At 39.9% G+C, this 20949-nt stretch carries 35 protein-coding genes; 8 read left to right on the top strand and 27 right to left on the bottom strand.

Translation table 11 applies throughout. The features are described 5' to 3' along the window. Positions 1-6: 6 nt before the first annotated feature. The 22 genes from rpsE to ftsY form a co-directional block, all read right to left on the bottom strand. Entirely contained in the window at positions 7-507 is a 501-nt protein-coding gene (gene rpsE, locus PARA_RS03565) for a 30S ribosomal protein S5 (protein WP_005695098.1), read from the bottom strand. A 14-nt stretch (positions 508-521) separates the two neighbouring features. Next, positions 522-875 carry a 50S ribosomal protein L18 gene (gene rplR / locus PARA_RS03560; RefSeq protein ID WP_005695097.1) on the bottom strand — a complete coding sequence of 118 codons (354 nt, stop codon included), beginning with the start codon at positions 873-875 and terminating at the stop codon, positions 522-524. 13 nt (positions 876-888) lie between these two features. Beyond that, positions 889-1422 carry a 50S ribosomal protein L6 gene (rplF, locus tag PARA_RS03555; RefSeq protein WP_005698881.1) on the bottom strand — a complete coding sequence of 178 codons (534 nt, stop codon included), beginning with the start codon at positions 1420-1422 and terminating at the stop codon, positions 889-891. 15 nt (positions 1423-1437) lie between these two features. Beyond that, entirely contained in the window at positions 1438-1830 is a 393-nt protein-coding gene (gene rpsH / locus PARA_RS03550) for a 30S ribosomal protein S8 (RefSeq protein ID WP_005625877.1), read from the bottom strand. Between the two features lie 36 nt (positions 1831-1866). After that, on the bottom strand, positions 1867-2172 hold the full coding sequence (rpsN, locus tag PARA_RS03545; protein WP_014064572.1) for a 30S ribosomal protein S14: 306 nt from the start codon (positions 2170-2172) through the stop codon (positions 1867-1869). A gap of 11 nt (positions 2173-2183) precedes the next feature. After that, positions 2184-2723 (bottom strand): 50S ribosomal protein L5, encoded by a 540-nt coding sequence (rplE, locus tag PARA_RS03540; RefSeq protein WP_005695093.1) that lies wholly within the window; start codon positions 2721-2723, stop codon positions 2184-2186. A gap of 17 nt (positions 2724-2740) precedes the next feature. Next, the gene (gene rplX, locus PARA_RS03535; protein ID WP_005695092.1) at positions 2741-3052 is read right to left on the bottom strand and encodes a 50S ribosomal protein L24; all 312 of its coding nucleotides are present in this window, start codon (positions 3050-3052) and stop codon (positions 2741-2743) included. A 13-nt stretch (positions 3053-3065) separates the two neighbouring features. Then, on the bottom strand, positions 3066-3437 hold the full coding sequence (rplN, locus tag PARA_RS03530) for a 50S ribosomal protein L14 (RefSeq protein WP_005619403.1): 372 nt from the start codon (positions 3435-3437) through the stop codon (positions 3066-3068). 239 nt (positions 3438-3676) lie between these two features. Further along, positions 3677-3934 carry a 30S ribosomal protein S17 gene (gene rpsQ, locus PARA_RS03525; protein WP_005695091.1) on the bottom strand — a complete coding sequence of 86 codons (258 nt, stop codon included), beginning with the start codon at positions 3932-3934 and terminating at the stop codon, positions 3677-3679. Further along, on the bottom strand, positions 3934-4125 hold the full coding sequence (gene rpmC, locus PARA_RS03520; protein WP_014064571.1) for a 50S ribosomal protein L29: 192 nt from the start codon (positions 4123-4125) through the stop codon (positions 3934-3936). The genes rpsQ and rpmC overlap by 1 nt, the downstream gene beginning before the upstream one ends. Beyond that, positions 4125-4535, bottom strand: a complete 411-nt coding sequence (gene rplP / locus PARA_RS03515; RefSeq protein ID WP_005695088.1) for a 50S ribosomal protein L16 — start codon at positions 4533-4535, stop codon at positions 4125-4127. Before rplP ends, rpmC begins: the two co-directional genes overlap by 1 nt. A gap of 13 nt (positions 4536-4548) precedes the next feature. Further along, positions 4549-5256 (bottom strand): 30S ribosomal protein S3, encoded by a 708-nt coding sequence (gene rpsC / locus PARA_RS03510; protein ID WP_005640982.1) that lies wholly within the window; start codon positions 5254-5256, stop codon positions 4549-4551. 17 nt (positions 5257-5273) lie between these two features. Then, positions 5274-5606 (bottom strand): 50S ribosomal protein L22, encoded by a 333-nt coding sequence (gene rplV, locus PARA_RS03505; RefSeq protein ID WP_005625897.1) that lies wholly within the window; start codon positions 5604-5606, stop codon positions 5274-5276. Positions 5607-5617: 11 nt separating this feature from the next. Further along, complete coding sequence (rpsS, locus tag PARA_RS03500; RefSeq protein WP_005539416.1) at positions 5618-5893, bottom strand: 30S ribosomal protein S19; 276 nt, start codon at positions 5891-5893, stop codon at positions 5618-5620. Between the two features lie 24 nt (positions 5894-5917). Next, on the bottom strand, positions 5918-6739 hold the full coding sequence (gene rplB / locus PARA_RS03495; RefSeq protein WP_014064570.1) for a 50S ribosomal protein L2: 822 nt from the start codon (positions 6737-6739) through the stop codon (positions 5918-5920). 17 nt (positions 6740-6756) lie between these two features. Beyond that, on the bottom strand, positions 6757-7056 hold the full coding sequence (gene rplW, locus PARA_RS03490) for a 50S ribosomal protein L23 (RefSeq protein WP_005632756.1): 300 nt from the start codon (positions 7054-7056) through the stop codon (positions 6757-6759). Beyond that, a complete protein-coding gene (gene rplD, locus PARA_RS03485; RefSeq protein ID WP_005695085.1) occupies positions 7053-7655 on the bottom strand; it encodes a 50S ribosomal protein L4 in 603 nt (200 codons plus the stop codon). The genes rplW and rplD overlap by 4 nt, the downstream gene beginning before the upstream one ends. A gap of 15 nt (positions 7656-7670) precedes the next feature. After that, the gene (gene rplC / locus PARA_RS03480) at positions 7671-8297 is read right to left on the bottom strand and encodes a 50S ribosomal protein L3 (RefSeq protein WP_005632753.1); all 627 of its coding nucleotides are present in this window, start codon (positions 8295-8297) and stop codon (positions 7671-7673) included. Between the two features lie 16 nt (positions 8298-8313). Then, positions 8314-8625 (bottom strand): 30S ribosomal protein S10, encoded by a 312-nt coding sequence (gene rpsJ / locus PARA_RS03475; protein ID WP_001181005.1) that lies wholly within the window; start codon positions 8623-8625, stop codon positions 8314-8316. 330 nt (positions 8626-8955) lie between these two features. Beyond that, positions 8956-9888, bottom strand: a complete 933-nt coding sequence (ftsX, locus tag PARA_RS03470) for a permease-like cell division protein FtsX (RefSeq protein ID WP_014064569.1) — start codon at positions 9886-9888, stop codon at positions 8956-8958. 9 nt (positions 9889-9897) lie between these two features. Next, a complete protein-coding gene (gene ftsE / locus PARA_RS03465) occupies positions 9898-10554 on the bottom strand; it encodes a cell division ATP-binding protein FtsE (RefSeq protein ID WP_014064568.1) in 657 nt (218 codons plus the stop codon). A 14-nt stretch (positions 10555-10568) separates the two neighbouring features. Then, positions 10569-12026, bottom strand: a complete 1458-nt coding sequence (gene ftsY / locus PARA_RS03460; protein WP_014064567.1) for a signal recognition particle-docking protein FtsY — start codon at positions 12024-12026, stop codon at positions 10569-10571. Positions 12027-12124: 98 nt separating this feature from the next. Here ftsY and rsmD point away from each other — a divergent pair, with 98 nt between their 5' ends. Both rsmD and trmL read left to right on the top strand, forming a co-directional pair. Then, positions 12125-12709: a 16S rRNA (guanine(966)-N(2))-methyltransferase RsmD gene (gene rsmD / locus PARA_RS03455; protein ID WP_014064566.1), complete on the top strand. Its 585-nt coding sequence runs from the start codon at positions 12125-12127 to the stop codon at positions 12707-12709. 9 nt (positions 12710-12718) lie between these two features. Further along, positions 12719-13195, top strand: a complete 477-nt coding sequence (gene trmL, locus PARA_RS03450; RefSeq protein ID WP_014064565.1) for a tRNA (uridine(34)/cytosine(34)/5-carboxymethylaminomethyluridine(34)-2'-O)-methyltransferase TrmL — start codon at positions 12719-12721, stop codon at positions 13193-13195. A gap of 430 nt (positions 13196-13625) precedes the next feature. On the opposite strand, the gene PARA_RS03445 is transcribed toward trmL, so the two are convergent. Together PARA_RS03445 and PARA_RS03440 are read right to left on the bottom strand one after the other, a co-directional pair. Further along, entirely contained in the window at positions 13626-14381 is a 756-nt protein-coding gene (locus PARA_RS03445) for a DeoR/GlpR family transcriptional regulator (protein WP_014064563.1), read from the bottom strand. A gap of 21 nt (positions 14382-14402) precedes the next feature. After that, the gene (locus tag PARA_RS03440) at positions 14403-14978 is read right to left on the bottom strand and encodes a rhomboid family intramembrane serine protease (RefSeq protein WP_014064562.1); all 576 of its coding nucleotides are present in this window, start codon (positions 14976-14978) and stop codon (positions 14403-14405) included. 96 nt (positions 14979-15074) lie between these two features. Here PARA_RS03440 and PARA_RS03435 point away from each other — a divergent pair, with 96 nt between their 5' ends. Then, positions 15075-15392 (top strand): DUF5389 domain-containing protein, encoded by a 318-nt coding sequence (locus tag PARA_RS03435; RefSeq protein ID WP_014064561.1) that lies wholly within the window; start codon positions 15075-15077, stop codon positions 15390-15392. Positions 15393-15493: 101 nt separating this feature from the next. Here the strand turns inward: PARA_RS03435 and pgdx are convergent, their stop codons facing one another. After that, positions 15494-16219, bottom strand: a complete 726-nt coding sequence (pgdx, locus tag PARA_RS03430) for a hybrid peroxiredoxin PGdx (protein WP_014064560.1) — start codon at positions 16217-16219, stop codon at positions 15494-15496. A gap of 131 nt (positions 16220-16350) precedes the next feature. Between pgdx and oxyR the strand changes: the two genes are divergently transcribed. Together oxyR and fabR are read left to right on the top strand one after the other, a co-directional pair. Beyond that, positions 16351-17256, top strand: coding sequence for a DNA-binding transcriptional regulator OxyR (oxyR, locus tag PARA_RS03425; protein WP_014064559.1), 906 nt, complete (start codon positions 16351-16353; stop codon positions 17254-17256). A gap of 25 nt (positions 17257-17281) precedes the next feature. Beyond that, entirely contained in the window at positions 17282-17905 is a 624-nt protein-coding gene (gene fabR / locus PARA_RS03420) for an HTH-type transcriptional repressor FabR (RefSeq protein ID WP_014064558.1), read from the top strand. Between the two features lie 67 nt (positions 17906-17972). Here fabR and PARA_RS03415 read toward each other — a convergent pair whose 3' ends face one another. Continuing rightward, positions 17973-18791: a 5'-nucleotidase, lipoprotein e(P4) family gene (locus tag PARA_RS03415; protein ID WP_014064557.1), complete on the bottom strand. Its 819-nt coding sequence runs from the start codon at positions 18789-18791 to the stop codon at positions 17973-17975. A gap of 252 nt (positions 18792-19043) precedes the next feature. On the opposite strand from PARA_RS03415, the gene ftsB reads away from it, so the two are divergent. From ftsB to ispF, 3 genes are read left to right on the top strand one after another with little or no spacing between them, the layout of a single operon-like run. Then, positions 19044-19322: a cell division protein FtsB gene (gene ftsB, locus PARA_RS03410; protein WP_014064556.1), complete on the top strand. Its 279-nt coding sequence runs from the start codon at positions 19044-19046 to the stop codon at positions 19320-19322. After that, positions 19322-20005 (top strand): 2-C-methyl-D-erythritol 4-phosphate cytidylyltransferase, encoded by a 684-nt coding sequence (ispD, locus tag PARA_RS03405; RefSeq protein WP_014064555.1) that lies wholly within the window; start codon positions 19322-19324, stop codon positions 20003-20005. Before ftsB ends, ispD begins: the two co-directional genes overlap by 1 nt. Further along, entirely contained in the window at positions 20002-20478 is a 477-nt protein-coding gene (gene ispF, locus PARA_RS03400; RefSeq protein WP_014064554.1) for a 2-C-methyl-D-erythritol 2,4-cyclodiphosphate synthase, read from the top strand. Before ispD ends, ispF begins: the two co-directional genes overlap by 4 nt. A gap of 62 nt (positions 20479-20540) precedes the next feature. On the opposite strand, the gene mscL is transcribed toward ispF, so the two are convergent. Continuing rightward, positions 20541-20924, bottom strand: coding sequence for a large-conductance mechanosensitive channel protein MscL (mscL, locus tag PARA_RS03395; protein ID WP_014064553.1), 384 nt, complete (start codon positions 20922-20924; stop codon positions 20541-20543). Positions 20925-20949 lie beyond the last annotated feature (25 nt).

The raw sequence follows: 20949 nt of genomic DNA, 5'->3' as shown, positions 1-20949 counted from the left end.
TATCAATTACCCCAAAATTTCATCAACGGTTTTGCCACGTTTAGCAGCAACCATTTCTGGTGATTTCATATTTGCTAATGCATCAATAGTTGCACGAACAACGTTGATTGGGTTGGTTGAACCATACGCTTTAGAAAGAACGTTACGTACACCAGCAACTTCTAACACTGAACGCATTGCACCACCTGCGATGATACCTGTACCTTCGCTAGCTGGTTGCATAAATACGCGAGAACCAGTGTGAACACCTTTAACTGGGTGTTGTAATGTACCTTCATTTAAAGCGACATTAATCATATTGCGACGTGCTTTTTCCATCGCTTTTTGGATCGCTGCCGGAACTTCACGAGCTTTACCATAACCAAAACCTACGCGACCGTTACCATCGCCTACTACTGTTAAAGCAGTAAAGCTCATAATACGACCACCTTTTACAGTTTTTGATACACGGTTTACTGCGATTAGCTTCTCTTGCAGTTCACCAGCTTGTTTTTCGATGTTTGACATCTCAATTTACCTCATTAGAACTGTAGACCAGCTTCACGTGCAGCGTCCGCTAAAGTTTGGACACGACCATGATATTTAAAACCGGAACGGTCAAAAGCAACGTCTTTAACGCCTTTTGCTAATGCGCGCTCAGCAACAAGTTTACCTACTACTGCTGCGGCATCTTTATTACCGGTATATTTAACTTGCTCACGAATTGCTTTTTCAACAGTTGAAGCAGCGGCAAGCACTTCTGAACCGTTTGGTGCAATAACTTGTGCGTAGATATGACGCGGAGTACGGTGAATAACTAGACGAGTTACACCTTGCTCTCTCATCATATGACGTGCACGAGCTGCACGACGGATACGAGCTGATTTCTTATCCATAGTGTTACCTTAATTATTTCTTCTTAGCCTCTTTCATACGTACTACTTCATCAGAGTAACGTACACCTTTACCTTTATAAGGTTCAGGACGGCGATAAGCGCGAATATCTGCTGCAACTTGACCAATTAACTGCTTGTCAGCACCTTTTAAAACGATTTCTGTTTGTGAAGGGCATTCAGCAGTAATACCTGCTGGTAAAGTGTGCTCCACAGGGTGAGAGAAACCTAAGCTTAATGCAACTACGTTGCCTTTAACTTGAGCTCTGTAACCAACACCCACTAGTTGTAATTTCTTAGTGAAGCCTTCAGTAACACCGATAACCATTGCATTAACTAATGCACGAGCTGTACCCGATTGAGCATTCGCTTCAACAAAACCTTCACGTGGAGTGAAAGTAAATTGACCATTATCTTGTTTAACTTCAACTGAGTGATGAATTGTGCGAGATAACTCGCCATTTTTTCCTTTTACTGTTAATAGCTGACCGTCGAGTTTAACTTCAACGCCGGCAGGAATATTAACAGGTGCCTTTGCAACACGAGACATTTTCCTACCCCTATATTAAGCTACGTAACAGATGATCTCACCGCCTAAACCCGCTTGACGAGCTGCACGGTCAGTCATAACACCTTTAGATGTAGAAATTACAGCAACACCTAAACCACCCATAACTTTTGGTAATTCGTCTTTACGTTTGTAAATACGAAGACCAGGACGGCTTACACGTTGGATGCTTTCTACAACCGGTTTGCCTTGGAAATATTTTAAAGTAATTTCCAATTCAGGTTTTGCACCTTCTAAAACTTTAACGCTTTCGATATAACCTTCAGCAGCTAATACGTTGGCAATTGCCACTTTTAGCTTGGAAGAAGGCATATTGATTGCAACTTTGTTCGCAGCTTGACCGTTACGAATACGGGTCAACATATCTGCGATTGGATCTTGCATACTCATTGTACTTTTTCTCCGATTCCAAAATAAAGTGGTATATTACCAGCTCGCTTTTTTAAGGCCAGGGATCTCACCGCGCATAGCAGCTTCACGAACCTTAATACGGCTTAAACCAAACTTACGTAAAACGCCGTGAGGACGTCCAGTTTGGCGGCAACGGTTACGTTGACGACTAGGGCTAGAATCACGTGGTAAAGTTTGCAACTTTAACACTGCATCCCAACGATCTTCGTCAGAGGCATTGACATCAGAAATGATTTTCTTTAATTCTGCACGTTTAGCGAAGAATTTTTCAGCCAATTTAACGCGTTTTACATCGCGTGCTTTCATTGATTGTTTTGCCATTATAACCTGCCTTATTTACGGAATGGGAAATTAAAGGCAGCAAGTAGTGCTTGACCTTCTTCATCATTCTTAGCGGTAGTTGTGATAGTGATATCTAAACCACGTACACGATCTACTTTATCGTAATCGATTTCAGGGAAGATGATTTGTTCACGCACACCCATGCTGTAGTTACCACGACCATCAAATGATTTCGCGCTTAAACCGCGGAAGTCACGAATACGTGGAACAGCAATTGTAATTAAACGTTCAAAGAACTCCCACATACGCTCACCGCGTAGTGTTACTTTACAACCGATTGGATATCCCTGACGGATTTTAAAGCCAGCAACAGATTTACGAGCTTTAGTTACTAAAGGTTTCTGACCGCTAATTGCTGCTAAGTCCGCTACTGCGTTGTCTAGCAATTTCTTATCGGTCAATGCTTCACCCACACCCATATTCAGGGTAATCTTTTCGATTCGTGGGACTTGCATGACAGATTTGTAGCCGAATTTATTTTTTAACTCGTTTACTACTTGATCTCTGTAGTAATCATGCAGTTTCGCCATCGCATTACTCCAGTTTGTTAGATAATTTCATTGTTAGATTTGAAGAAACGTACTTTTTTACCGTCTTCGAATCTAAAACCTACACGGTCAGCTTTGTTTGTTTTTGGATTGAAAATCGCAACGTTAGAAGCATCGATAGCCGCTTCTTTTTTCACTAAACCACCAGCTTGTCCTAAAGCAGGAACTGGTTTTTCATGTTTAGTGATGATGTTGATACCTTCAACAAACACTTTACCGTTTGGTAACACTTTAGTTACCTTGCCACGCTTGCCTTTGTCTTTACCGGCAAGTACGATTACTTCATCGTTTTGACGAATTTTTGCAGCCATTTCTCACTTCTCCTTACAGTACTTCTGGTGCCAAAGAAATGATCTTCATGAATTTCTCAGAACGAAGTTCACGAGTCACCGGTCCAAAAATACGAGTACCGATTGGTTGCTCTGTGTTATTGTTTAAAATTACACAAGCGTTACCATCGAAGCGAATGACTGATCCGTCTGGGCGACGAACACCCTTCTTGGTGCGCACAACAACTGCTTTTAATACATCACCTTTTTTAACTTTACCGCGTGGAATTGCTTCTTTCACAGTAACTTTGATGATATCACCAATAGCAGCATAACGACGGTGCGATCCACCTAGAACCTTGATACACATTACACTGCGAGCACCAGAGTTATCGGCAACATCCAGCATAGTCTGTTCTTGGATCATATTTTATGCTCCGTTAAGTTAATAATACACCCTTGCGGGACGAACCTATCCATACCTTATAAAGATATATGGCGGATAGGTGGCGGAGTTTACCAAAATCAAGCTAGAAACGCAATCAAAATTTTATACTTAAATCAGAGTGTTTAAAGTGCGGTCAAATTTTCATTATTTTTTAGCAAGTCTTAGAAAGAAAAAAGCCAACGGTATAAACCATTGGCTTTTATTTTTTAACTTGTTAATTAAGCAATAACTGCTTTCTCAACAACACGAACTAAAGTCCAAGATTTGGTTTTAGAGAGAGGGCGACATTCGCGAATCTCTACTACATCACCTAATTTGGCTTCGTTGTTCTCATCGTGTACGTGTAATTTAGTTGTACGACGGATAAATTTACCGTATAACGGGTGTTTTACCTTACGTTCAATAGCAACAACGAAAGATTTTTCCATTTTGTCGCTAACAACTTTACCTTGTACGCTACGAATTTTATCAGTCATTACTCACCCGCCTTCTCAGTTAAAATGGTTTTAACGCGTGCGATATCACGACGCACTTGTTTAGCCTGATGGGTTTGTTGAAGCTGACCGGTGGCTGTTTGCATACGCAATTTGAATTGTTCACCTAAAAGGTTCACTAATTCATCATTCAGCTCTTCAACACTTTTTGTACGTAAATCTTGAGCTTTCATTACATCACCGTCTTAGTTACGAAGGTAGTCTTGATTGGCAATTTAGCAGCTGCTAATGCAAATGCTTGTCTTGCGATCTCTTCAGACACACCATCCATTTCATAAAGTACTTTACCCGGTTGGATTAAGGCTACCCAGTACTCAACGTTACCTTTACCTTTACCCATACGGACTTCTAATGGTTTTTCAGTAATTGGTTTATCTGGGAAAACACGGATCCAGATTTTACCTTGACGTTTAACTGCACGTGTCATTGCACGACGAGCCGCTTCAATTTGACGAGCGGTTAAACGACCACGACCAACTGCTTTTAACCCGAATGTACCGAAGCTAACTTCAGTACCACCCGCGATACCACGGTTACGGCCTTTGTGAACTTTACGGAATTTTGTACGTTTTGGTTGCAACATTTAGCGTTTCTCCTTACTTACGACCTTTGCCACGCGGAGCCTTTTTAGGCTTGTCGGCAGGTTGTTGTTCTGATTGCGCAACTGCAGCCATTCCACCCAAAATTTCACCTTTGAAGATCCATACTTTAACGCCGATTACGCCGTATGTAGTATGAGCTTCTGCAGTGTTATAATCGATGTCCGCACGAAGAGTATGTAGAGGTACACGACCTTCACGATACCATTCAGAACGTGCGATTTCTGCACCACCTAAACGACCGCTAACTTCAACTTTGATACCTTTAGCACCTAAACGCATTGCGCTTTGTACCGCACGTTTCATAGCACGACGGAACATTACACGACGTTCTAATTGAGAAGCGATGCTATCTGCAACTAATTTTGCATCTAATTCCGGTTTTTTCACTTCAGCAATGTTGATTTGAGCCGGAACGCCAGCGATTTGAGATACTGCGTTACGTAATTTTTCAACATCTTCACCTTTTTTACCGATAACGATACCAGGGCGAGCTGTGTGAATTGTTACACGAATACTTTTAGCTGGACGCTCAATAGTAATACGTGAAACCGAAGCGTTTGCTAATTCTTTAGTTAAGAATTTGCGTACTTTGAAGTCACCGTCAAGATTGTCGGCGAAATCTTGTGTATTCGCGAACCAAGTAGAGTTCCAAGGTTTTACAATACCTAGGCGAATACCATTTGGATTTACTTTTTGACCCATTGCTATTCCTCTACTTATTAACGATCTGACACAACCACAGTGATGTGGCTAGTACGTTTTAAAATACGATCTGCACGACCTTTAGCACGTGGCATAACACGTTTCATGCTAGGACCTTCGTCAACGAAGATTTTAGCAACTTTAAGATCATCGATATCTGCACCATCATTATGCTCTGCGTTAGCAATAGCTGACTCTAATACTTTTTTCACTAAAGCCGCAGCTTTTTTGTTAGTAAAAGTTAAGATTTCTAATGCTTGCGCAACTTTTTTACCACGAATTAAATCGGCAACTAAGCGAGCTTTTTGGGCAGAAGTGCGAGCGTAACGATGTTTTGCGATAGTTTCCATCTATTTACCTCTTATTTCTTAGCTTTCTTATCTGCCGCGTGACCGCGGTATGTACGAGTCGGTGCAAATTCACCTAATTTATGGCCGATCATTTCATCAGATACATAAACAGGAACGTGCTGACGACCATTATGGACTGCGATGGTCAATCCGATCATTGAAGGAATGATCATTGAACGACGGGACCAAGTTTTGATTGGCTTTTTATCCCCGCTTTCCACCGCCTTCTCTACCTTCTTCAACAAGTGTAGGTCAAGGAAAGGACCTTTCTTGAGAGAACGTGGCATGGCTTATCCTCTTATTAATTTAAATTATTTGCCACGACGACGTACAATGAATTTATCAGTACGTTTGTTGTGACGAGTTTTCTTACCTTTAGTTTGAACGCCCCAAGGAGTTACTGGGTGTTTACCAAAGTTACGACCTTCACCACCACCGTGTGGGTGATCTACTGGGTTCATTGCAGTACCACGGACTGTAGGGCGAATGCCTCTCCAGCGGTTAGCACCAGCTTTACCCAATACGCGAAGCATATGTTCTGAGTTACCAACTTCACCGATTGTAGCAACACATTCAGCTAATACTTTACGCATTTCGCCTGAACGTAAACGTAAAGTTACGTAGTTGCCTTCACGAGCGATGATTTGTACATAAGCACCAGCAGAACGAGCGATTTGACCGCCTTTACCTGGTTTTAATTCAACGTTATGTACTGTTGAACCAACTGGGATATTACGCATTGGTAATGAGTTACCCACTTTAATTGGTGAGTTAACGCCAGATTGGATTTGATCGCCAACTGACAAACCTTTAGGTGCTAAGATATAACGGCGTTCACCATCTTTATAAAGCACTAAAGCAATGTTAGCTGAACGGTTTGGATCATATTCTAAACGCTCAACAACCGCTGGGATATCTAACTTGTTACGTTTGAAATCGATTAAACGGTAATGTTGTTTATGACCACCACCGATGTGGCGAGTGGTAATACGACCATAATTGTTACGACCACCAGTTTTAGATTTGGTATCTAGAAGAGGCGCGTAAGGTTTACCCTTGTGTAATTCAGGGTTCACGATTTTAACAACGTGACGACGACCAGCGGAGGTCGGCTTACATTTAACGATAGCCATTCTCTAATTTCCTCCGATTACTCTGCACTGTCCACGAAGTCCAAGTTTTGGCCTTCGGCTAAAGTTACATAAGCTTTTTTCCAGTCGCTGCGACGACCCATTTTGTTACCACGGCGTTTAGTTTTACCTTTAACAACCACAGTACGAACTGAGTCAACTTTTACTTCAAATAATTGAGCAACAGCAGCAGCAATTTCAGCTTTGTTCGCATCTAAAGCAACTTTAAGTACAACAGTGTTAGATTTTTCAGCATTGTTAGTTGCTTTTTCAGAGATGTGCGGTGCACGTAGCACGCTTAGCAAACGTTCTTGACTCATGCTAGGATCTCCTCAATTTGTTTCACAGCGTCAACAGTAACAATCACTTTATCGAAAGCGATTAAGCTAACTGGATCGATACCTTGAACATCACGTACATCAACTTTATATAAGTTACGTGCCGCTAAGAATAGATTTTCATCTAAACTTGCTGTGATAATTAACGCATCTTCAACTGCTAAATCTTTTAATTTTTGTACTAAAACTTTAGTTTTTGGTGCATCTAATTCGAATTTTTCAACAACAACCAAACGGTCTTGACGAACTAATTCAGAAAGAATGCTTTTGATAGCACCACGGTACATTTTCTTGTTCACTTTTTGGCTGTGATCTTGTGGTTTAGCCGCGAAGGTTGTACCACCAGAACGCCAGATTGGTGATTTGATATCACCAGAACGAGCACGACCTGTACCTTTTTGACGCCAAGGTTTTTTACCTGAACCAGACACTTCAGCACGAGTTTTTTGTGCACGAGTACCTTGACGAGCACCTGCTGCATAAGCAACAACAACTTGGTGAATCAAAGCTTCGTTAAACTCACGTCCGAAGGTAGTTTCAGAAACAGTTAGTGCGTTTGCACCTACAACTTGTAATTCCATCTCTATCTCCTAGACTTATGCTTTAACTGCCGGCTTAACGATAACATCGCCATTGATAGCACCAGGTACAGAACCTTTTACTAATAGCAATTTACGCTCAGCATCTACACGAACAACTTCAAGTGATTGAACGGTTACACGCTCAGCACCTAAATGTCCTGCCATTTTTTTACCTTTAAACACACGACCTGGAGTTTGGTTTTGACCAATAGAACCAAGTACACGATGTGATAAAGAGTTACCGTGTGTAGCATCTTGAGTACGGAAGTTCCAACGTTTAACACCACCTTGGAAACCTTTACCTTTAGAAGTACCAGTAACATCTACTTTTTTAACATCTGCAAAGATGTCAACATTGATTTCTTGACCTAAAGTGAATTCTTCACCTTCAGTACGAAATTCCCATAAACCGCGACCAGCTTCAACACCTGCTTTCACGAAATGACCTGCTTCAGGTTTAGTTACACGATTCGCTTTTTTAGAACCAGTAGTAACTTGAACTGCAGTATAGCCATCGTTTTCAAGAGTTTTAACTTGAGTTACGCGGTTGGCTTCGATTTCGATAACGGTAACTGGTACTGAAACACCGTCTTCATTGAAGATACGGGTCATACCAACTTTACGACCGACTAAACCAATCATTGTAATAACCTCTTAATTAACCTAGGCTGATCTGCACGTCCACGCCGGCAGCCAAATCTAAACGCATTAATGCATCAACAGTTTTTTCTGTTGGCTCTACGATATCTACTAAACGTTTGTGTGTACGAATTTCGTATTGATCACGCGCGTCTTTGTTCACGTGTGGAGAAATCAACACGGTGAAACGCTCTTTACGAGTTGGTAAAGGGATTGGACCACGAACTTGTGCACCAGTACGTTTAGCTGTTTCTACGATCTCCGCAGTAGATTGATCGATCAAACGGTGATCGAAAGCTTTTAAGCGGATACGGATTCTTTGGTTCTGCATTAGACCAGAGCTCCAATAAAATTTAGCTAATAAAAAACTAACACCAATCACAATTCTAACTTCAAAATAGAAAAGGAGGTGTAAGTTACCTGTTATATAGTCTCCAAATCGGAAACATTGTTAGTATTACATATCGCAATACTCGTCTAATAAATGATTACATTAAACGGCTTTCAATATCTGAAAGCTCGTGGATATTACACAAAAACACCTAATTATGCAAGCTTTTTGTTCAATTAATTTCCACATACAAAAAGTGCGGTCATTTTCCCGAATGTTTTTCAGCTGAAAACACGACAAAAAATGACCGCACTTTAATATAAATGAAATCTATAGTTTGTTATCTAACATTGCAATATGTCTTGTTGCTGCAATCCAAGCGCCAACATAGCCCATAATCAAGCAGCTTACTAATAAGAAGATCAGCTCGCCTACGCCTAATCCATTGAGCTCAAATGTAACCGCAAAGATATCCGTCACATACTTCACCGCTGAAGTAAAGTACCCGACAATAAGGCTACTAAACAGCGCGGCAATCAAGCCGCCCAACACCGCGTAAATCATGCCTGTATAAAGATAAGGACGAATAATGAATTGATCCGTTGCGCCTAATAGTTTCATCACATCAATGCTTGCTCGGCTACTATAGACATCAGAGCGAATACTATTTCCGATAACAAGGAATACCGCAATAGTCATCAAGACCGTGCAGAAAATTGCCACATGCGCAAATAGCCACGAAAGTGCAGTCAATTTTTCCATCCAATCGTTATCTAAACGAACTTCTTGTACACCTTTAATTTTATTTAAATTGGTACGTAATTCTGCTCGTTTTTCAGATGCATTGAAGTCTTTAGAGGGCTTCACCATCACGACGGCTGGTAATGGATTATCATCTAAAATTTCTAATTCTTCACCAAAACCAGACCAACTCTTAAATTCTTTTAAGCTTTCTTGACGAGATACATAATTTAAAGATTCCACACCTTCTTGCTGACGAATTTTTTCCACCACCAAGTTGGCATCTTCTTCACTTAAATTTTTGTGTAAGTAGATTGTGAGTTCGCTTTCCGGATAAAATTGGGTCGTCGCTAAATGTAAATTTTTCCATAACAAATAGCTCACCGTTGGAATCGTTAAAGACACGGCAATGACTAAAATTGTTAGCAATGTACCAAATTTACGTTTTACCAAATCGCCCCAAACAGAACGCAAAGTATAGGCAGTTTGCACGCCAAAAGAAGCATCAATACGTCTTGTCATTTTTTATCCTTAATAGCGTAAATAGCCTTGTTCAAGTACAAGACATGGTTTTGGTTTTTTTTGAATTAAATTGATATCGTGTGTCGCAATCAAGACTGTCATGCCTAAACGATTAAACTCTTCAAAAAGATTAAAAATCCCTAAGGAAAGTTCATCATCAAGGTTACCTGTAGGCTCATCCGCTAATAAAAGTTGCGGTTTATGTACGATTGCACGTGCGATATCTACACGTTGTTGTTCCCCACCTGAGATTTGTGGCGGCATATAATTCGCTTTACTACGTAAGCCCACACGATCTAGCGCAACCAATGCACGCGTATGTGCTTCTTTCGGGTTCATTCCCGCAATAATCAATGGCAACGCCACATTTTCTGCTACGCTACGATCCGTCAATAGACGGTAATCTTGGTGAACCATACCGATTTGGCGGCGTAAAAATGGGATTTCATATTTCGACAAACGCGTAATATCATGACCATTAAACCAAATATTACCGGCATTCGCCTTTTCCATTCCCATAATTAATTTAAGCAAGGTACTTTTACCCGCACCTGAATGACCAACAAGATAAGTCATACTTCCGACAGGAAGATGAAAATTCAAACCCTGCAAGGCCGGCTGAGTCGCACCGTGATAAGCTTTAGAGACATTTGAAAATCGAATCACTTTATTATTCCTTTTTATTCTTCATTTTCGTGAACAAACAATGCTTCAATAAATTCTTCTGCATTAAATTCGCGTAAATCTTCAATCTTTTCACCCACACCAATATAACGAATTGGTAAATTAAACTGATCTGCAATGGCGAAAATTACCCCACCTTTTGCTGTACCGTCTAACTTGGTTAATGAGATACCGGTTAGTCCAACTGCTTCATCAAAGAGTTTAGCTTGGCTAATCGCATTTTGTCCTGTACCTGCATCTAAGGTAAGCATAATTTCGTGCGGTGCGGTTTCATCGTATTTTCTCATGACACGAACAATTTTCTTCAATTCATCCATGAGATTATTTTTATTTTGTAAACGTCCTGCCGTATCCGCAATTAAAATATCAATGTTACGTGCTGCGGCAGATTGCATCGCATCAAAAATCACCGACGCAGAATCTGACCCTGTACTTTGTGCCACCACCGGAATATTGTTACGCTCGCCCCATACTTGAAGTTGTTCTACTGCTGCCGCACGGAAAGTATCCCCCGCTGCTAACATGACTGATTTTCCTTCATTTTGGAATTTACGAGCTAACTTACCAATTGTGGTTGTTTTACCTACACCATTCACGCCAACCATTAAAATAACATACGGTTTTTTAGTCGTATCAATAACTAGCGGCTGCGCGACAGGTTTTAAGATCTCCACCATTTCAACTTTAAGTTGTTGGTAAAGTAATTCCGCATCTTGTAATTGTTTACGACTTGCATGCTCCGTTAAATTCTTAATGATTTTATTCGTTGTTGGCACGCCAATATCGGCAATTAAAAGTTGCTCTTCCAACTCATCAAACAAATCATCATCAATTTTTTTGCCTAAAAAGAAAGAGCGGAAACCTGCACCAATATTTTGCTTGGTTTTGAGTAAGCCTTTGACTAAACGACTGAAAAAGCCGCCTTCACTTGGTTTTTCTTGCGTTTCGGTATTGATATCTGAACGTAATTCGTCTTTAACATCGTCAACAATTTCAGGCTCAATCTCAGCTTCAACCACAGGAAGATCTTCAATGACATTATTTTGTTCAATAATGCTTTCTGCTGGCTCTGCTGTAGGAAGTGCGGTTGAAATTTCTTCTGTTTTTACCGTTTCTTCGTCAATTGTTTCAATCACCGGTGTATCTAAAACAGGTTCAATATTGACCGCACTTTCAGGTGAAATCACTTGTTCTACGATAGGTTCAAGATGCTCAACAACGACCTCTTCTGCTTTATCTTCTTGCAGTTGTTCAGCTAATTCCTGTAATTCTTCCTGTTCAACTTGTTCTAATTGAACGTTCTCTTCAACGTGAACAATTTCTTCCTCAGGTGAAACATCGGCAGGTTCGACAGATGGCTCTTCAATAATTGGCTCAATTTTTTGTTCTTCTTGCTTTTTATTGCGACCAAAAAGGGAGGCCCAAAATCCACCTTTTTTCTTTTCTTCTGACATAAATTCTTCTCTTAAACACAAATCTGTAAAAAATACTGTCTATTCTAGCAAAAAATCGTCTAAACTAAGCACAATTTTCACTAAAAATCTGTTTCTTTATGAAAAAAATGCAAGTTCAAAATGCCAAAGGCGAAGTTCGAATCATCGCAGGTCTTTGGCGTGGACGAAAATTACCGGTTTTAAATGCGGAAGGTTTGCGTCCAACAGGCGATCGCGTAAAAGAAACCTTATTCAACTGGTTGATGCCTTACATTGTGGATAGCCATTGTCTTGATTGCTTTGCGGGCAGTGGTTCACTTGGCTTTGAAGCCCTTTCTCGCCAAGCGAAACAGGTGACGTTTTTAGAGTTAGATAAAAGCGTGGCAAACCAATTAAAGAAAAATTTGCAAACGCTAAAAATAACGAGTGAACAAGCTCAGGTGATCAATCAAAATAGTTTGGAATTTTTAAAACAAGCGCAAAATCAACCGAACTTTGATGTGGTATTTTTAGATCCGCCTTTCCATTTTGGTTTAGCCGAACAAGCAATTACCCTATTAGAGGAAAAGAATTGGCTCTTACCTCATGCATTGATTTATGTTGAAACAGAAAAAGACAAACCGCTTAGCGTGCCTGACAATTGGCAATTACTGAAAGAAAAAACCGCAGGTATGGTGAGCTACCGCCTGTATCAAAAAGATTAGGAAATTATTATGTTAGATATTGTGTTATACGAACCTGAAATTCCACAAAATACGGGAAATATTATTCGCCTTTGTGCGAACACTGGCTTTCGCCTTCATTTAATCGAGCCACTTGGCTTTACATGGGATGATAAAAAATTACGTCGTTCCGGCTTGGATTATCATGAATTTGCTGAAATCAAAAAACACAAAACCTTTGAAGCCTTTTTAGAAAGCGAAAAACCGAAACGTCTTTTTGCACTGACAACCAAAGGCAGCCCCGCACATAGTGAAGTGCAATTTGAATTAGGGGATTATTTGATGTTTGGCCCTGAAACACGTGGTATTCCTATGTCTATTTTAGATAAGATGCCAATGGAGCAAAAAATCCGTATTCCTATGACAGCAAATAGCCGTAGCATGAACTTATCCAACTCAGTAGCCGTGACGATTTACGAGGCATGGCGACAACTTGGTTATGAAGGCGCGGTAAATTTAAATCGATAAAAAATCAGTAAAATAGCCGCTTATTTTCTAAACAAAAATAAGCGGCTTTCTTTTTGCATTTAAATTGTGATCTCGATCACATATTTGTAATTTTAATATTCCCTTTTTTTAAAAACAGCAGTATAAATAAATTACATTTAGAGAGGGATCTCGATGTACTCCACTTGATCTATCAAGCTTTTGTCTTTCTTGACTCTTCAAGCAAACCTTCCCCGTAGTCCTAAATAAAGAATTGGCAGTCGAATGATTTGCCGTCCGTTTTTATCCCCAAAATTTAACAATTTAATATGCAGCAAAATTAACCTTATCTCATATTAATAAGGATATTGGCATGAATGGGGTTAATTTTGAATTGGTCGAAACAGCAGTGGCTAAGCATGGATGCCTACAAAAAAAGTGCGGTCAATTTTGGCCGCACTTCCCATTTCTATCATTTGCAAATCACTAACTTTGTGTTGCTATTTTCTAAATAATCTGCAATTTGTTTTGGCACATCATCCGTGAAAAGATAATCCACGTCTTTGAGCTCCCCTAATCGCACAATAGCTTGTCGAGAGAATTTCGAATGGTCGGTCGCTAATAAAGTTTGACGCGAACTTTCTATAATGGCGCGTTTTACTTGAACTTCGTGATAATCATAGTCCAATAATGAACCGTCAAGGTCAATCGCACTAATACCCAGAATCCCGAAATCTAAACGGAATTGCGAAATAAAATTAACCGTTGCCTCGCCGATAATTCCCCCATCCTTACGTAAGGAACCGCCTGCCATCGTAATATCAAAGGTTTCATTTTGTCGTAATAAATGAGCAGCATTGAGATTATTTGTCACAATGCGTAAGCGTTCATGATTTAACAAAGCATTTGCCACGGCTTCTGGTGTCGTACCAATATCAATAAATAAGGAGGCACCATTTGGAATACGTTTTGCCACCTCTCGTGCAATCGCACTTTTTTGGGAAGGGAAAAATTGTTTACGTTCAATGTAATCAGAGTTTTCTGCGGTAGAAGAAGGGGCCGCACCACCATGATGACGACGAATTAAATCTTGTTCTGCAAGGATATTCAGATCGCGTCGAATAGTCTGAGGACTAACTTCCAGTTCGATAACCAGTTCTTCTGTACTGGCATACCCTTTTAGCTTCACAAGCTCAATTATTTTCTGATGGCGTAATGATTGCTTCATATAAATGCCTATAAATTTGAATTAGCTAAACGATTTAGCCTTAATTTTAGTCTGCAGAAATCCCCAAACCAATCCTAAGATAAAGCCTGAAATGTGGGCAGCGTTCCCTATATTAATACCAAAAAGCGGACTAATAAAGCCAAATACAAGCCCTACCAGTAACATTGTAAAAAAGCCTTCTGGTAAGTCAAAACTATGCGGGTGCAATTTGTCCACCACCAACACATAACCTAACACGGCATAAACCACACCAGATAGCCCGAAAAAGGCGGGACCGGTAAAATAATTCTGTACCGCGCCACTCACTGCAGCAGAGACTAAAACTAATAATAAAAAATGGAGAGAACCAAATCGGCGTTCAATCGCACCACCGAATAACCAAAACCACGAAAGGTTAAATAAAATATGCGGTACCGACAAATGAACGATAGCATGAGTGAAATAGCGCCATACTTCCTGATCTTCCCAAGAATAAGCCGGATAATGGAATAAATCCATAATCGGCTCTTCAAATCCGATATTCTGCAAGAGATAAATCACCGTGCAAAGTGCAGTCAAAATAAATGTGATTTTTTGTGCGCTCAATGTGCGTTTCAATACTTTTCTCTCTTCTGGCGCATCGGTTTCACTATCAAATAAAGACGGCATTTGTTATATTCCTTTTTATTTTTCGTCAATCATATAAGGTTCATTATGAAAAAACAAACTATGCCGACAGGATTTAGTGGCTTCGCTTGGGGAATCGCGGCATTTTGTTTACCCATTTTACTGTGGCCTATGGCCTCTTTGCTTTCTACTTCTTTTGTGAAAAACCCTACACTGAGCGATTTTCAGATCGATCTTTTCTCGATTATCTTTTGGGTTTACCCCTTTGTTTTGGTTTTGATTGCACGTTTACTTTATAAGTTGCATCAGCACAAACCTAAACTTGCCGTAAAATTATTACTGCTAAGTGCGCTCATTTTCTACGTCGTTTTAATCTCGGTTTGCTACATTGGTTTTAACGCTTAAGAACATAACAATACAATAGACAACAAAAAAGGGAGCTTTCGCTCCCTTTTAAATTATGTTCCTAATAATCAAAAATATAAAAAATTCCTACCTGCAATCAATTATGCAAAGTATTTTTCTAAATCGTCGCTACCGCCAATATGTTTACCACCGATGAATACTTGTGGCACAGTTGCACGACCAGAAACCGCACGTACACTCACGATAGTTGCATCTTGACCTAATACGATTTCTTCAAAGCTTAAACCTTTATCACGTAAAAGTTGTTTTGCTTTCGCGCAATATGGGCAACCTGGTTTAGTGAAGATTGCGATTGATTCTTGCACTTGATAATCTGGTGCAATGTATTTCAACATGGTATCGGCATCAGATACTTTAAACGGATCGCCTGGTTCATTTGGTTCGATAAACATTTTTTCCACTACGCCATTTTTCACGAGCATAGAATAACGCCAAGAACGTTTACCAAAACCTAAATCATCTTTTCCGACTAACATGCCCATACCTTCAGTGAAGGTACCGTTACCATCCGGAATGAATTTTACGTTATGTGCTTCTTCAGCTTCTTTCCAAGCATTCATCACAAACGTATCATTTACTGATACAACTAAAATATCATCTACACCATGTTGTTTGAAAACGGGTGCAAGCTCGTTATAACGTGGTAAGTGAGAAGATGAACAAGTTGGCGTGAACGCACCTGGTAATGAGAAAACAACAACAGTTTTGTTATCAAATAATTCAGATGTGGTTACATCAACCCATTGATCACCTTGACGAGTACGGAATGTAACTTGTGGGACTTTTTTTCCTTCCATATTAGACATAATGTGTCTCCTCTGTTAGTTAAATGAATTTGCCTTAAAAACTTGGTAGGCATTATAGAAAGTTTTGTGATATAGTTACAATCAATTAATTCTATCCTTTTAATTGACATATTCTATAAAGTGAGAACCCTATGAATATTCGTGATTTAGAATACTTAGTTGCCCTTTCTGAATTCAAACATTTCCGTCGTGCGGCGGATTCTTGCAATGTTAGCCAACCAACTTTAAGTGGTCAAATCCGCAAACTCGAAGATGAGTTAGGCATTATTTTACTTGAACGTACTAGCCGTAAAGTCCTCTTCACTCAATCGGGCATGTTACTTGTTGAACAAGCTCGCACCGTATTACGTGAAGTAAAATTACTTAAAGAAATGGCCAGCAATCAAGGCAAAGAAATGACGGGTCCATTACACATCGGACTCATCCCAACTGTTGGTCCTTATCTACTTCCTTACATTGTACCAACATTAAAAGAAACTTTCCCAGATTTAGAAGTTTTTCTTTACGAAGCTCAAACACATCAACTATTAGAGCAATTAGAAACAGGTCGCTTAGATTGTGCGATTGTGGCTCGTGTCCCCGAAACGGAAGCCTTTATCGAAGTACCCATTTTTGATGAAAAAATGTTACTTGCTGTTTCAGAAGAACATCCATGGGCATCAGAAAGCAAAATTGCCATGAATACCTTAAAAGGGCAAGAAATGCTCATGTTAGATGATGGGCACTGTTTACGTAATCAAGCACTGGATTATTGTTTTACGGCCGGTGCGAAAGAAGACTCTCACTTCCAAGCGACGAGTCTAGAAACTTTACGCAATATGGTGGCAGCTAATGCAGGTATTACCTTTATGCCAGAACTTGCTGTATTAAATGAAGGCACACGTAAAGGCGTAAAATATATTCCTTGCCATTCACCAGAACCGTCTCGTACTATTGCTCTCGTTTACCGCCCAGGTTCACCATTACGTAATCGCTACGAACGTGTTGCAAGTGCGGTCAGTGAACAAGTTAAATCGATTTTAGCGAAGAAAAAATAATTTATCATAAGCTGAGGAAAACCAAATGGCTGGTGTTCGAGCAATTCAAAAAGAAAAAACCCGTCGAGCCTTAATTGACGCAGCATTTAATCAGTTAAGTGCAGAAAAAAGCTTTTCTAATTTAAGCTTACGCGAAGTTGCGCGAGAAGCGGGCATTGCACCAACTTCTTTCTATCGCCACTTTAGCGATATGGATGAGCTCGGATTAGAAATGGTTGATGAGGCTGGCTTAACGCTTCGCCAATTAATGCGTCAAGCACGTAAGCGCATTGATGCCGGCGGTAGTGTCATCCGTGTTTCTGTTGAAACCTTTTTTGAATTTATCACTCACAGCACCAACGTGTTCCGTTTGCTTTTACGTGAAAGTTCAGGCACTTCTCAAGCTTTCCGTACCGCAGCCGCCCGTGAAATCAAACACTTTGTTGATGAATTGGCTGAATATATTGCGAAGAAAAATCACTATTCTCAATATGTGTCTTATGTACAGGCAGAAGGCATGGTAACCATCGTATTCACGGCTGGCTCCAACGCCTTAGACATGACCAAAGCTGAACAAGATTTGCTAAAAGAGCGCGTTATCTTACAACTTCGTATGCTTGCCAAAGGTGGCGACTTCGCAGCGCATAAAGAAAAAATGATGCGAAAATAGACCGCACTTTTCGACTAAAACAAAACACCCGCATCTCTGCGGGTGTTACTTTATCTAAAAAAGGGAATTATTTACCATCCCAAGCCTTAATTGCATCTAAACGTGCTTTCACTTTGCTGCTTGAATCGCCTTTGAAGTAATCTTTCGCTAAACCACCTTCAAAACCGCCGTAGTTCGGGTTAGGTAAAACGATGAATGTTTTACCAAATTTCGCTTTGTTTTGTGCCACGAAATCACGACGTTCTGCATTTTGTTTACCGTAGATTTCATCGCCGAAGTCATCGAGGTTATCACCCACATAAACGACGATTTCATAGCCTTGTTTTTCAATTTCTTCAAAACGTGCTGCTTTTGGTGATTTATCTTTTTTCAAGTAAAACGCTGAATCTTCAACACCATTAAAACCTAAACGTTTCATGTCATCAATCGTACCTGCTTTTTCATTGCTTTCTTTACGATTAGAAACGTAGAACATTTTACCGCCGTGGGTATTTACATAGTTATTGAATTCTACTGCACCTGGTACCACACCTGATTGACGCGCTTCTACCCAACGAGTCCAGTCTTTGCCATCAAATGGTTTGTTGTTTTGAACTTGCCAACCTGCATAAGGGCTGTTATCTAACATGGTTTCATCTAAATCCACCACAACGGCTTTTTTCTTACCTTTTTTCACTTTAGCGTGATCAAATGCTACTTTTGCCGCATTGTATGCTTGGTAAGAAAGGGCTTGGTATTCACCTGATTGTTGAATCCAGTTTAGACCTAATACCGCTTGTTGTTGAAGCTGTGCATCAGCTTCTGCACTTTTATTTTGAGTCGCGCAACCCGTTAAAATAAATGCTGACATCGCTGCAATAGCGGTAAGTTTTAATGTTGTTTTCATTGATTGTTCCTTCTTGTTAAAAAGTCATAATGACAGACAAAAGTATAGCAAGCCTATTTGGGCAGTGACTATGGATTTATCAAAGTTTATAACTAATTTGTGAGATAGATCACATTTTTCATTCTGAAGTAATCTAACAAGCCCGATGAAATCACTTCAAAAATCATCTTATTTTTTAACCGCACTTTTTCATCGCATTTCGCTGTATTTCACGGTAAACTATCCCCAGTTTTCAGAAATAATAGGTAATTTATGCGTCTTTTCATTGGAATTTTAGTGGGTATTCTCGTGCTATTTCAGTACGATCTTTGGTTTGGTAAAAATGGCTATTTTGACTACAAAGATGTCGAAGCTCAAATCAAAGAGAATAAAGCTGAAAATGAAAAGCTCTCACAAAGAAATCAAATGATTTCCGCCGAAATTCAAGGATTAACAAAAGGTTTTGAATCCATTGAAGAGCGTGCACGCATGAGCCATGATATGGTCAAACCAAACGAAGTGTTCTATCACATCGTCAAAGAGCATAAATAATGAGCCGCGAAATTATTGCCGTCATTCCTGCTGCAGGCGTTGGAAGCCGTATGCAGGCAAACAAACCGAAGCAATATCTAAAAATCCTAGACAAGACGATTCTGGAACATACGCTCTCAGTCATTCTATCCCATACTGCAATCAATCACGTTATCCTTGCGGTGGGAAAAAATGATCCCTATCTTTCTGAAATTACCTTATTCCCTCATCAAAATATCACCCTAGTTGAAGGGGGAGAAACACGAGCAGAGTCAGTTCTAAATGGACTCAACGCTATCAAAAATGACCATGCTTGGGTGTTGGTGCATGATGCAGCCAGACCTTGTTTAACACATCAAGATTTAGATAAATTGCTCCAAATCGATGATGAGCAAGGTGCTATTTTAGCTATTCCAGCGGTCGATACGATTAAACGCGCGAATAAACAACAAAATATTATTAAAACAGAAGATCGCACTGAACTCTGGCTTGCTCAGACGCCTCAATTTTTCCGTTGCGATCTATTAAGAAATGCACTTAAACAGGGGCTTTCTCAAGGCGCCAATATTACAGATGAAGCCTCTGCGATGGAACTAGCCGGATTTCAACCGCACTTAGTCGCAGGACGAAGTGATAATATTAAAGTCACGCGTCCAGAAGATTTAGCTTTAGCCGAATTTTATTTAACAAGGAAAACGCTATGATACGAATCGGACATGGGTTTGATGTTCATGCCTTTGGTGAAGACCGCCCTTTAATTATTGGTGGCGTTGAAGTGCCTTACCACACTGGGTTTATTGCCCATTCTGATGGTGATGTCGCCTTACATGCCTTAACAGATGCTTTATTAGGTGCAGTAGCATTAGGTGATATTGGTAAACTCTTCCCTGATACCGATATGCAATATAAGAATGCAGATAGCCGTGTTTTATTACGAGAAGCATTCAGCCAAGTACAAGCAAAAGGCTATAAGGTCGGTAATGTGGATGTAACCATTATTGCTCAAGCCCCTAAAATGCGTCCTCATATAGATGCAATGCGAGCGAAAATTGCAGAAGATTTACATTGTGATATTGAGCAAGTAAACGTGAAAGCAACCACAACAGAAAAACTTGGTTTTACCGGTAGAAGTGAAGGCATTGCTTGCGAGGCCGTCGCATTATTATTAAAAGCTTAAATTTTAGGTAAAAGAAAAGGTTGGTAAAATACCAACCTTTCTTTATTTAGATTAAATTCTTATTATTTTTTTAATAAATCGCGAATTTCAGTAAGTAATTCTTCTTGTGAAGGACCTTTTACTTCTTCTACTGGTTTTTTCACTTTGTTGATACCTTTGATCATCATGAAGATTGCAAATGCAATAATGATGAAATCAAAGACGTTTTGAATAAATACACCGTAGTTTAATGTTACTGCAGGAGTTTCACCTACCGCTTCTGCTAACGTGATTTTTAAATCTTTGAAATCTACGCCACCAGTTAAAATACCTAATACAGGCATTACTACGTCACCGACAAGTGAACTTACGATTTTACCAAAAGCACCACCGATGATCACACCGACTGCCATATCTACTACGTTGCCGCGCATTGCGAATTCGCGGAATTCTTTAAGAAAGCTCATAAAATTTCCTTTTGTGTTGGTTTAA

Origin of the sequence: Haemophilus parainfluenzae T3T1, from assembly GCF_000210895.1 — a bacterium.
Taxonomy (GTDB): Bacteria; Pseudomonadota; Gammaproteobacteria; order Enterobacterales; family Pasteurellaceae; genus Haemophilus_D; species Haemophilus_D parainfluenzae_A.
The sequence above is the reverse complement of the archived record's forward strand: the minus strand, read 5'-3'. Positions and strand labels throughout refer to the sequence as shown.